This window comes from Synechococcus sp. R6-7 (genome assembly GCF_047461695.1).
Lineage (GTDB): Bacteria > Cyanobacteriota > Cyanobacteriia > Thermostichales > Thermostichaceae > Thermostichus.
Genome location: NZ_JANSHS010000037.1, coordinates 1 through 11624 on the forward strand (window position 1 = coordinate 1; position 11624 = coordinate 11624).

Annotated in this window: 13 protein-coding genes; 10 read left to right on the forward strand and 3 right to left on the reverse strand. The window is 59.1% G+C overall.

Annotated features, from left to right (window positions below):
* Positions 1–92: 92 nt before the first annotated feature.
* Complete coding sequence (glgP, locus tag NW815_RS01525) at positions 93–2693, reverse strand: alpha-glucan family phosphorylase (RefSeq protein ID WP_414389499.1); 2601 nt, start codon at positions 2691–2693, stop codon at positions 93–95.
* 150 nt (positions 2694–2843) lie between these two features.
* On the opposite strand from glgP, the gene mnmE reads away from it, so the two are divergent.
* From mnmE to gpmI, 4 genes are all read left to right on the forward strand, one after another.
* Positions 2844–4223 carry a tRNA uridine-5-carboxymethylaminomethyl(34) synthesis GTPase MnmE gene (gene mnmE / locus NW815_RS01530; RefSeq protein ID WP_414415644.1) on the forward strand — a complete coding sequence of 460 codons (1380 nt, stop codon included), beginning with the start codon at positions 2844–2846 and terminating at the stop codon, positions 4221–4223.
* Between the two features lie 99 nt (positions 4224–4322).
* Positions 4323–4823: a DNA starvation/stationary phase protection protein Dps gene (dps, locus tag NW815_RS01535; protein WP_414389222.1), complete on the forward strand. Its 501-nt coding sequence runs from the start codon at positions 4323–4325 to the stop codon at positions 4821–4823.
* Between the two features lie 39 nt (positions 4824–4862).
* Positions 4863–5381, forward strand: a complete 519-nt coding sequence (locus NW815_RS01540; protein WP_414389223.1) for a tetratricopeptide repeat protein — start codon at positions 4863–4865, stop codon at positions 5379–5381.
* Between the two features lie 215 nt (positions 5382–5596).
* Positions 5597–7189: a 2,3-bisphosphoglycerate-independent phosphoglycerate mutase gene (gpmI, locus tag NW815_RS01545; RefSeq protein WP_414389225.1), complete on the forward strand. Its 1593-nt coding sequence runs from the start codon at positions 5597–5599 to the stop codon at positions 7187–7189.
* Positions 7190–7203: 14 nt separating this feature from the next.
* Here gpmI and NW815_RS01550 read toward each other — a convergent pair whose 3' ends face one another.
* On the reverse strand, positions 7204–7518 hold the full coding sequence (locus NW815_RS01550; protein WP_414330481.1) for a hypothetical protein: 315 nt from the start codon (positions 7516–7518) through the stop codon (positions 7204–7206).
* Entirely contained in the window at positions 7515–8102 is a 588-nt protein-coding gene (locus NW815_RS01555) for a DUF3177 family protein (RefSeq protein ID WP_011434226.1), read from the reverse strand. The genes NW815_RS01550 and NW815_RS01555 overlap by 4 nt, the downstream gene beginning before the upstream one ends.
* A gap of 517 nt (positions 8103–8619) precedes the next feature.
* On the opposite strand from NW815_RS01555, the gene NW815_RS01560 reads away from it, so the two are divergent.
* From NW815_RS01560 to NW815_RS01585, 6 genes are all read left to right on the forward strand, one after another.
* Positions 8620–9024 carry a hypothetical protein gene (locus tag NW815_RS01560; RefSeq protein WP_414388769.1) on the forward strand — a complete coding sequence of 135 codons (405 nt, stop codon included), beginning with the start codon at positions 8620–8622 and terminating at the stop codon, positions 9022–9024.
* Between the two features lie 5 nt (positions 9025–9029).
* Positions 9030–9776: a F0F1 ATP synthase subunit A gene (atpB, locus tag NW815_RS01565; RefSeq protein ID WP_414330483.1), complete on the forward strand. Its 747-nt coding sequence runs from the start codon at positions 9030–9032 to the stop codon at positions 9774–9776.
* A gap of 220 nt (positions 9777–9996) precedes the next feature.
* Positions 9997–10242: an ATP synthase F0 subunit C gene (gene atpE / locus NW815_RS01570; RefSeq protein ID WP_235280127.1), complete on the forward strand. Its 246-nt coding sequence runs from the start codon at positions 9997–9999 to the stop codon at positions 10240–10242.
* A 102-nt stretch (positions 10243–10344) separates the two neighbouring features.
* The gene (locus NW815_RS01575) at positions 10345–10818 is read left to right on the forward strand and encodes a F0F1 ATP synthase subunit B' (protein WP_414388770.1); all 474 of its coding nucleotides are present in this window, start codon (positions 10345–10347) and stop codon (positions 10816–10818) included.
* A gap of 35 nt (positions 10819–10853) precedes the next feature.
* Positions 10854–11417: a F0F1 ATP synthase subunit B gene (locus NW815_RS01580; protein WP_414349845.1), complete on the forward strand. Its 564-nt coding sequence runs from the start codon at positions 10854–10856 to the stop codon at positions 11415–11417.
* Between the two features lie 20 nt (positions 11418–11437).
* Positions 11438–11624: F0F1 ATP synthase subunit delta (locus NW815_RS01585; protein ID WP_414415645.1), on the forward strand; the 187-nt coding region annotated here is incomplete at its 3' end.

Here is an 11624-nt window from a genome sequence, read left to right on the forward strand (position 1 = left end):
ATCCCGTGTCTGCTCGCAGAGGGTTCTTGCGTAGGCTCCCCGATGAAGCGAGAAGCCCACACTGTACCCGTAGGGTCAGTGATGGGAGTATGTCACGCCCAGAGCATCAACCGCAGCTCATAGGGATCGTGCATATCGGGGTGAAAGGGCAGCAAGCGGATGGCTAACCCTTGCAAGCCGCTGGCCTCATAGCAAATCTGGCCGGAAAAGATGGCCCGATCCTCCACCGTCTCCACATAGCGCAGGGAGATTGCCTGTCCTTTCTGAATCTGGCCATCATCCTTGACCGGCCCCTGGTAAGCTTGCACGATCACATCCTGAGGTTGCAGGGATCCCAGCCGCACTTCCACCGTCACGGTGAGGGGATCCCTGGCCATCACCACTTGGTCATCCTGTGCCAAGGCAAGGCCGGCAGCGGCAGCTTTCTTCGGGGTTTCGATCTGGACGTTGAGAACCTGGATGTTGTACCAGTGCTCCTGCAGGTGGTTTTGCCAACGAACGAACTGGCGGGCCGACTCGAAGTGGTCACGGCGCATGCGGTCGAAGTAGTTGCTGAGAGGAATGTAGGCTCGCTGGACGTACTCCAACACCATGCGCTGCGTGCTGAACTGGGGGCAATTGAGGCGAATCGCCTGCTTCATGCGCTGGATCCACTGATGGGGTAGGCCATCGCTGCCGCGCTGGTAGAAGAGAGGGGCAACCTCTTGTTCCAGCAGGTCGTAGAGGGCATTCGACTCCACCTCATCTTGATAGGCGCGATCCTCATACTCCTCACCGCGGCCAATGGGCCAGCCGGTCTGGTAATAGTCAGCCTCGTCCCACCAGCCGTCCAAAATACTGAGGTTCTGTCCACCGTTGGCTGCCGCCTTCATGCCACTGGTGCCGCTGGCCTCCCGGGGGCGCAAGGGGTTGTTCAGCCACACATCCACCCCGGCCACCATCAAGCTGGTGACATACATGTCGTAGTCCTCAATGAAAACCAAGCGCTGGCGAAACTCCGGCTGCCGCGACACCTGCACGATCTGGCGGATCAGCTCTTTGCCGGGTATGTCGCGGGGGTGGGCCTTGCCGGCAAAGATAAACTGCATCGGGTACTGAGGATGGTTGAGCAAAGCCTTGAGCCGTTCCAGGTTGTGGAACAAAAGGGTGGCCCGCTTGTAGGTGGCAAAGCGGCGGGCAAACCCAATGGTAAGCACCTCCGGGTTGAGGGCCTCAGAGGCCCGTTGGATCTCAGCCGCTGAGGCAGCCCGTTTCTGGAGCTGTTCCATCAAGCGCTCGCGGGTAAAGTTAATCAGGCGGGAGCGGCTGCGCTCGTGGGCCCGCCACAATTCCCCATCCGGAATCCGATCCACCTTTTGCCAGAGGGGATCCGAAGGAGGAGCCTCTGCCCAATCCGGCCCCAGGTAGCGGTCGTAGAGGGCTTGGTTCTCCTCCCCCACCCAGGTGCGGACATGTACCCCGTTGGTGATGGAAGTAATCGGCACTTCTTCCAGCGGGATCCCAGGCCACAGCCGGCTGAACATCTTGCGGGAAACCGCCCCATGCAGCTTGCTCACACCGTTCACAAAAGAGGCCATGTTGATGGCCAGCACTGCCATGCTGAAGGGAGATTGGAAGTCGCCAGTATTTTCCCGTCCCAAAGCCAAAAAGCGCTCCCGGCTCAGGCCCATCTGGCTGTAGTAGAAGCCGAGGTAGTAATCGATCTTGTCGGGCGGGAATAGGTCGATCCCGGCGGGCACCGACGTGTGGGTGGTAAACATCTGGCTGGACTTGGCCACCTGCCAGGCCTCTTCAAAGCTCAGCCCCTGCTCCACCATCAACAGGCGAATCCGCTCTACTGCCAAAAAGGCCGAGTGCCCTTCGTTCATGTGGTAGACGGTGGGATGGATCCCAAGGGCGCGCAAAGCCCGCACGCCGCCGATCCCCAGCATGATCTCCTGGTGGATGCGCAGATCTTGGTCGCCGCCGTACAGCTCATCGGTGATGTCTTGGTCGTACTGGCTGTTGGGCTCGATGTTGGTGTCCAGAAGATACAGGGGCACCCTCCCCACCGTCACCTTCCAAATGCGGGCGAACACCTTGCGGTTGGGATAATCCACCTCAATGCGAATTTCGCGGCCCTCCGCATCTCTCTGCAGCTCCAGGGGCATGTTAAAGAAATCGTTAACTGGGTAGCGTTCCTGCTGCCAGCCGTCGGGGTTGAGGTACTGGCGGAAATACCCCTTTTGGTAGAGCAAGCCCACACCCACCAGGGGCAAGCCCAGGTCGCTGGCCGCCTTGAGGTGATCCCCGGCCAAAACCCCCAAGCCGCCTGAGTAGAGGGGTAGACAATCCGCCAAACCAAACTCTGCCGAAAAATAAGCGTAGCACTCCCCTTCCACCGCTTGGGCCGAACGATACTTGCGGTACCAAGTGTCTTCCTGCAGGTAGCTCTGCAGTTGTTGGCTGGCCCGTTCCAACTGGGCCAAAAAGCCGGGATCCTCCGCCAATTCATCCAGCCGTTCCTGCCGGATCCGACCCAGAAGAGCCACCGGGTTGTGGGCACAGGCATCCCACAGATCGGGATCCATGCGCCGGAATAGGCTGCGGGTTTCTACGTTCCAACTAAAATGCAGGTTGTAAGCCAACAAGCGCAGACTTTCCAGCGGAGTAGGCAGGTAGGGAGTGACCTTAAACGTGCGTAGCGGCTTCATAAAGACTGGGAGGAGCGTTGTTTCCACTGTCAGGCTACCTTGCCCTCAGCCTGAGGGCGTGGCTTTTTAACTTGAATGTCGATTTGTAATCCAGTGGATGCCGAGCTGTAATCCAACGGCTGCTCGAACTCCCTCAGGGCTTTGTTTAGGATGGATCCGACTGCGCCCCTGGCCGATACGATCGCTGCCATTGCCACTGCGGTGGTGCCTGAACAGGGCAGCGTGGGGATTGTGCGCCTTTCCGGGTCACGATCCCTTTCCATTGTCCAAGCCATCTTCACCCCTGCCCGCCGCAACGCAGTCTGGGAGAGCCATCGGCTCCTCTACGGCTGGATCCACGATGAGAAAGGCCAAATTCTAGACGAAGCGCTGGCCGTTTGGATGCAAGCCCCCCGCTCCTACACCCGCGAAGATGTGGCAGAGCTGCATTGCCACGGTGGCATCATGGTGGTTCAGGCCACGTTGCAACAATGCCTGCGGCAGGGGGCGCGGTTGGCCCAGCCGGGGGAGTTTAGCCTGCGCGCTTTTCTGAATGGCCGCATTGACCTCACCCAGGCCGAGAGTGTGGCCGATCTGGTGGCGGCCCGCTCCCCTCAGGCGGCCCGGATGGCCCTAGCAGGCTTGCAGGGTAAGTTAGGGGGATCCATTCGCGCCCTGCGCCAGGAGCTGCTGGGTTTGTTGGCAGAAATTGAGGCTCGCCTCGACTTTGAAGAGGATCTGCCCCCCTTGGATGTTGCTGCTTGGCAGGCCCGGCTCCAAGCTATTCAAGCCCAGATGCAAGCCCTGCTGGCCACGGCAGAACGGGGACAACTGCTGCGCACCGGGGTGAAGGTGGCCATTGTCGGGAGGCCCAATGTGGGCAAGTCCAGCCTGCTCAATGCTTGGTCAGGACAGGATCGCGCCATCGTCACCGATCTGCCCGGCACCACCCGCGACGTGGTGGAATCCCACCTGGTGGTAAAAGGGATCCCCGTCCAGCTCCTGGACACTGCCGGCATCCGCGCCACCGAAGATCCGGTGGAACGGCTGGGGGTGGAGCGCTCCCAACGCCTAGCTCAGGCTGCCGATGTGCTGGTGCTGGTCATCGACGCCCAAGCGGGCTGGACGGCTGCCGACGCCGCCATCTACGAGTCGATCCGCCATCGCCCCCTCATCCTGGTGATCAACAAAACCGACCTCGCCCCGCCAGAGCGGATCCCCCTCCCCCCCGAGATTGCCCACCGCGTCCCCGCCGTTGCCGCCCAAGGGAAAGGGATCCCGGAGCTGGAAAGAGCCCTGGAGCAGCTCGTCACCCAGGGACGTCCCCAGCCCAATCTGGAGATAAGCCTGAACCAGCGGCAGGCCGCTGCCCTCCAACAAGCCCAAGCCAGCCTGGAACAGGTGGGGCAGGCCATCCAAGCTCAGCTCCCCCTGGACTTTTGGAGCATCGACCTACGGGGCGCCCTGCATGCCCTTGGCCAGATCACTGGCGAGGAGATCTCGGAATCAGTGCTGGATCAGATTTTCAGCCGCTTCTGCATCGGTAAGTAGCCCCCTAACTCATACTCATTTTGAGTTTGTGTTACTATGGGCTCAGTTGGGAAGCCGAAGCGGATCCCCGATAATGGAAACACAGTTAGGAGGTTGGCCATGGTTACCGCCGAGAAAACCCGTTTGTACCCCACCCGGATCGACTTGCCGGCAGAGGCTCGCGCGCAACTGGTGGAGCTGCTCAACCAGTCCTTGGCAGACACGTTGGATCTGAAGACGCAGGTGAAACAGGCCCACTGGAACGTTAAAGGCATGCACTTCATCGCCTTGCACGAGATGTTCGACACTTTTGCCAGCACCCTGGAAAACTACGTGGACATGCTGGCGGAACGGGTTACGGCGCTGGGGGGCATCGCCCGCGGCACGGCTCGCATCATTGCCCAAACCTCCACCTTGCCGGAGTACGATCTGGCCGCTGAAGAGGGTCGGGATCACCTGCAGGCTTTGGCAGCCCGTTACGCTCAATATGCAGCTTCCGTCCGCCGCAACATTGACCGCACCACCGAACTGGGGGATGCCGACACAGCAGACCTGTTCACCGAGATCTCGCGCCAGATTGACAAAGATCTTTGGTTTATCGAGGCTCACCTGCAGGCGTGACGCCAGCGAGGCCAGTCACAGGCAAGTGGATCAAGCAAAATGGGCGTTAACGTTCCCCTCCTGTATTTGGTGGCTCTGGCCAGTATCCTCGGCGTGGCGGGCTTCTTTGTCCTGCGGGAGGTGCTGCGGGTACGGGCCCAGGAAAAGGTCATCCGTGAGCTGCAGCCCCGCCTGATCAAAGGCAAGGGATCCCCGCAGGAGCACTACGAGTTGGGCAGCGTCTATTTGCAAAAAGGCCTCTACGACCAGGCGGTTGCCCAGCTTAAAAAAGCCCTAGAAGTGGCCGGGGAGAACATTCCCCCCGTCTGCAACGCCCTCGGTTTTGCCTACTTCAGCCAGGGGCAGTACGACTTGGCCATCCGTTACTACAAGGATGCCGTGGCTGCGGATCCCGGTTATGTAACTGCTTGGAACAATCTGGCCCATGCCTATGAGAAGAAAAATCTCTATGGCCCAAGCTTGGAAGCTTACGAAACTGCCCTGAAGTTGGATCCCCGAAATGCCATTGCTAAGCGGCGCTCGGAGTCTCTGCGCAAACGGTTGCAGCCCAGCCCCTGAGGATCCCATCTGCAATTTCATCCGCAGAAATACTCTTGACCGCAGCACAGTTGTCCATAGGAGTTGGCTCTAAAGACTCCATCCTGCCTGTGCAGGCACTTCCTTATCCTCTCAAAAGAAGATTGATAATACTGAAATCTTGAGCGCAAATGTAAGATCCGGTATCGTGTTGCCTGGGCTGGTATTATGTCTTAAATAAAACGAGAGGCCATTTCATGGATTCGCAATCGGTAGCACCTGTGGTTTTGGTGATCCTGGATGGCTGGGGTTATCGGGATGCTCTCGATGGCAACGCGGTGCTGGCTGCGGAAACCCCTGTCCTGGATAGCCTTTGGGCTGCCTATCCCCACACCCTGCTGCAAGCTTCGGGTCGGGCCGTGGGCCTGCCGGCAGGACAGATGGGCAACTCTGAAGTTGGGCACCTGACCTTGGGGGCAGGGCGGGTGGTGCCGCAGGAATTGGTGCGCATCAGCGACGCGATAGAGACAGGATCCCTCTTCCAGGATCCCTTGTTGATGCAAGTTTGTCGCCAGCTCAGAGAGCGAGGGGGCCGTTTTCACTTCGTTGGCCTTTGCTCCGAGGGGGGGGTTCACTCCCACATCGACCATCTCTATGGGTTGCTCAAGCTGGCGGCCCAGGCTGAGATTCCGGCCTATGTCCACGCCATCACCGATGGCCGCGACACCTTGCCCCGCGATGGTGCCAGGGTTCTGGCCGCCCTGGAAAAAGAGCTGCAATGGCTGGGCAATGGCGTCATCGCCACCCTGAGCGGACGCTACTACGCCATGGATCGGGATCGCCGTTGGGAGCGCACCCAAAAGGCCTACGAGATCATGACCCAAGACGGCCCTGGCCGTGGACAAAGCGCCGCGGAGGTGATGGAAGCTTTCTATGCCCAGGATCTCACAGATGAGTTCATCCCGCCCACCCGCCTGGCTCCGGGGGCTGTGCAGCCGGGAGATGCGGTGCTTTTCTTCAACTTCCGCCCAGATCGCGCCCGCCAACTTACCCAAGCCTTTGTCTGCCCAGATTTCTCAGGCTTTCAGCGCCCCTTGCTGCCGGATCTCACCTTCATCACCATGACTCAGTACGAGGCGGAGCTGCCGGTGCAGGTGCTTTTCAAGCCGCAGAACCTGGATCACCTGCTGGGCCAAGTGGTGAGCGAGGCCGGCCTCAAGCAATTGCGCATTGCTGAGACGGAAAAATACGCCCATGTCACCTACTTCTTCAACGGCGGCATTGAGCAGCCCTTCCCCGGCGAAGATCGCATCCTGGTGCAAAGCCCGCTGGTGACCACCTACGACCAGGCGCCGGAGATGTCGGCAGTGGAAGTGACCGACAAGGCGATAGAGGCCATCGCCCGCCGCGAATACAGCCTGGTGGTGCTCAACTATGCCAACCCCGACATGGTAGGTCACACCGGCAACTACGAAGCCACCATCCGCGCCCTGGAAACGGTGGATCGCTGTTTGGGCCGGCTGCTGGCGGCAGTGGTAGATGCGGGAGGCACTACTTTGATCCTGGCGGATCACGGCAACGCCGAGCAGATGTGGGACGACCAGGGCAACCCCTGGACCGCTCACACCACCAACCCCGTTCCCTGCATTCTGGTGGAGGGGGAAAGGCGTAAAATCCCCGGCTGTGGCGGCGATGTCAAGTTGCGCTCCAACGGCACTTTGGCTGATGTGGCCCCCACCCTGCTGGAGATCTTGGGCCTGCCTCAGCCCCCCGAAATGACAGGACGTTCGCTTTTGCAGCCGGCAGAATACACCATCCTCCAGCGGCAACCCAGTCCTGTGGGGCGGTAGGTGCCAGGGATCCCTTACTCCGTCACTGGGATCCCTTCTTGGGCCAGCCATGCTGTTAGCTCTCCCCAGTTGCGATAGACAGCCAGAACCCGTGAGCGATCGGGGTGATAGGGGGCAGCCAAGCGCTCCAACTGCAAAAAGCGGGCCTGGGGAGGGATCACCGCCGCTTCGGGATCGGGGGGAGTGGGTCGGCGCAAGGAGCTGCTGTAGCCGCGGTAGATCAGCACCAGATCAGACTCTCCCTCGCTTTCTACCTCCACCCGCAGCACCTCTTGCGGGTGGTCTTGGCTATAGCGCTCCAAGGCCAAGGGCCAAGGCAGGGCCCTCATGCTTCCAGTTCCCCCTTATCAGTTCCGGGTCGCAGCCGCCAGACAAAGTAGAGGCTGTAGAGCAGGTAGGCCACCAGCCCCCAGGCCCCCACGCTCCCCAGCAGCTCCGGCGATACATTGGGATGGAAGATCTCCCGAAACCCCAGCGGTGGCCCAAACCAAGCCCGGCACTCCTCTGGCAGAGAAGTGCGGAAAGCACAGGGCACAAAGGCCCCCGAAAAGAGGATCCCGGCCCCCATATAACCAGTCAGGCCCCACCGCCAGAGCAAAAAGGCTCGCGCCGCCCAGGTTCTCGACTGCTCGAGAGCAGCACTCCAGTCCCGCCAAAACCAAAGACAAACCAAGATCAACAGCCGCGCCATTGCTCCACTGAGAAAGCTGACGGGCAGGCCCCCAATCATCAGGTACACCGTCACCGCCAAGAGGCTCGATACCCGCCAATAAACGATCAATAGCTGAATCAAGGGCCGCAACCCCACCGCAAAAGCCCAAATCAGCAGCAGCAATGGCATCACCACCGTCAGCGCCACTGCCAAGCGGTAGTCCAGCCAGATTGCATCCACCAGCCAACTCTGGGGAGTCATCCTCACCCTCTGCCACTCCTGCCCCTTAGTATATGAAACCTGGGGGATCCAGGACGGGACACAGAGAGTTACGGAATGTTAACGCCTGCTGACCATCCCCAGCAAAACTTTACACCAGACAGCTTTCAGAAAGTTTTCCATTTTGCCGCTACCGATCCCCGAAAGTGGTAGATTCTTAGCTAGCTCCTCAGAGGAGTATCCCTGTCGTTCGGAAGGCCAGCTGCCTGTCTGAGCGACCAGCGGAGTCTCCTTCAGACCTTGGCCCAACTTAATCTCATTAAGTATTGTTACTTAATCGTGTTATCTTGGGTTAAGGTCAAACCTTGAGAGGCATGACCTCGAAACCATGGCCCGTTCTTCCAGACTCCTCTCTCACAGTTCTACCCGTTGGAAGGCGACCCAGTGGAAGCCCAGACCACTGCCTCCCTTGGAGAATGCACCTCCTTCTCCGAAGCGGGAGGAAGAGACAGGGGATCCAGTTGCGTCAGAGCCACCCCTTGCCCTGGGGAAGCCCGATTTGGCGAGGAAGGTGAAGGGTGGAGCTAGGGGGGCAGCAGTTGCTGGCAGCGGGAGCTATGAAGCGCTGCAGCTATGGCTGGTGCTGGTTACCTTGGGGGTAAGTCTGGCCATTGCCGTGGGAGTGGCCCTGGTTTACTCTCTGGGGGTAGCTGCCAACTACTTGCTGGGGTCGGTTGTTGGCGTGGTTTATCTGCGCATGCTGGGCCGCGGCGTAGCGGAGCTGGGCAAAAGCCGCAACCGTTTGGGGGTGACGCGTTTGGCTCTGTTTGTCGGGCTGATCGTTTTAGCCACTCAGGTGAAGTCTTTACAGATATTGCCCATTTTCCTGGGGTTCATGACCTACAAGGTCACCCTGCTCATTCATCTTGTCCAGACCTTGACCCGTTCATCTTCTTCTGTGTGATGCCCATGAACCTGTCCTTCTCCTCTCCTCCTCTTTTGGCAGAACTCGAGGTCGGCCATCACCTTTACTGGCACCTGGGCAAATTCACGGTTCACGGGCAGGTTTTGATCGCCAGCTGGATCGCCATTGCCCTGATCTTGACGGTGGTTATCTTGGGCACCCGTCAACTGCAGCGGGAGCCGGCTGGTCTGCAAAACTTTGTCGAGTATGCCCTGGAATTTGTGCAGAGCATTGCCCGTGCCCAGATTGGCGAGAAAAACTTCCGGCCCTGGGTACCCTATGTCGGCACCTTGTTCCTGTTCATCTTCGTCTCCAACTGGATGGGCAACCTCTTCCCCTGGAAGTTAATTCCCCTGCCGGAAGGGGAGTTGGCCTCCCCCACCAACGACATCAACACCACTGCCGGGTTGGCGCTGCTCACCAGCATCATGTATTTCGTGGCCGGCATCAGCAAGCGGGGGCTGTCTTACTTCAAAAAATACATTGAGCCTACCCCGATTCTGCTGCCCATCAACGTTTTAGAAGATTTCACCAAGCCCCTCTCCCTGAGTTTCCGTCTATTCGGCAACATCCTGGCAGAAGAGCTGGTGATTGCGGTGTTGGTGTTGCTGGTGCCTCTGTTTATCCCAGTGCCGGTGATGATTTTGTTTCTGTTTACGGGGGCAATTCAGGCTTTGATCTTCTCAACCCTCTCGGCAGCTTACATTGGAGAGGCGCTGGAAGGTCATGGAGGAGGGGATCACCACGATTGATCCCGCTGTTTGGCCGATCATCTTGGCCTTTTCACGGAGGATCATCTCAAGTGGGCCAGCGCAAGGGATCCCTTCTTTTGGTAAGGTTTGTTGGGGCTGACAGATTGGTTCTGAAAGCCGCCGACAAGGGAGTGATTTGAGGCTGTAGTGTATCAGACCCGATCACCTCTGAAGCTCAAGAGACGTTGTTGTTGTGTCAATCACCAAGGAGCATCTCACTATGGATCCGTTAACCTCTGCTGCTTCTGTTCTGGCTGCTGCTCTGGCCATTGGTCTGGGATCCCTGGGTCCTGGGATCGGACAGGGGAACGCCGCTGCTGCTGCGATGGAAGGGGTGGCCCGCCAACCTGAGGCGGAAGACAAGATCCGCGGCAACCTGCTGGTTAGCCTGGCCTTCATGGAAGCTCTGACCATCTACGGCTTGGTGGTGGCTTTGGTGCTCTTGTTTGCCAACCCCTTCGCCTAGTGTCCTACGGGGGCGGGCCGCAGCAATGGCCGAGGTGAGCCATATCCGCCCCCCAACCCGGCCTGACGGTAGACCTAAGTTTCTGTTGGGGTCATAACACCCATGCTCTTCCAAACTCTATTGGCTGTTGAAGCGGCTGAAAAAGGTGGTCTTTTCGATCTGGATGCCACCCTGCCCCTGATTGCCATTCAGTTTTTGCTGTTGGTGGCAGTGCTCAACTCCCTCTTCTATGAGCCGGTTACGCGGGCTATCGACAGCCGCAGCGACTACATCCGCACCACTCAAGCGGAAGCCCAAGAGCGGTTGGACAAGGCGGTGTCGTTGACCCGACAGTATGAGTCTGAGATCAGCCAGGCCCGCTTGCAAGCCCAGCAGGTGATCGCTGAGGCAGAGGCTGCAGCTGCTCGCATTCGTTCCGAGAAACTGGCTGCTGTGCAGTCAGAGATCCAGCAGAAGCTGGAGGCGGCGCGGCTACAGGTCGAGCAAGAGAAGCAGGCAGCCCTCGAACAGCTGCAGCAGCAGGTGGATGCCATTGCCGCCCAGATTACCCAGAAACTGTTGGGCAGTGCTCGTTAGATCGCTGGTTGGAAGTACTTTTGGAGGAGCTTGCGATGCCTGTGTGGAGTTGGGTGGCCGGTTGGATCTTGGCTGTGGCCGAGACCACGGAGCTACTCCCAGAAGCCAAGGCAGGAGAGGGGGATCTCTTGGCCAAGATTCTCGAGAGCAACCTGATCAACATCGCGATCATTCTCACCTTGCTGTTTATCTTGGGTCGCAAAGTGGTGGGAGAAGCCCTGGCCAAGCGGCGGGAGGGGATCCTAGAAGAACTGCGGCAAGCGGAGCAGCGCAAACAGGAAGCCATCGAGAAGCTGGCGGAGGAGCAGCAAAAGCTGGCCCAGGCTCAGCAGGAGGCTGAACGTATCCGCAAGCAGGCGGAAGCCAACGCCGAAGCCCGTCGGCAAGAGTTGTTGGAGCAGGCGGAGCGGGAAGTTGAGCGGCTGCGGGCCAATGCCGAGAAAGAGTTGTCCAGCGAGCAGGAGCGGGTTTTTCAGGAGTTGCGTCGGCAGATCGTTCGCCAAGCCTTGAGCAAGGTGGAGCAGGAGCTGCCGCAGCACCTCAACGAAGAGACCCACCGCAGCCTGATCGAGAAAGGGATCCAAATGATTGCCCGCTAACTCTCAAGGAGGAGAAAGGTATGATCAGCAGCACAATGGCTGAGAAGGTGGTGGATCCCTATGCCGAGGCTCTCATTGCTCTTGGGTCAGGCCAGGGATTGCTGGACACTTTTGCCGCCGATATGCGCTTTATTGCCGAGGTTTTGCGGGCTACGCCGGAGCTGGGCCAGTTTCTCGCCAACCCGGTGATCAAGGCCGAGGCCAAAA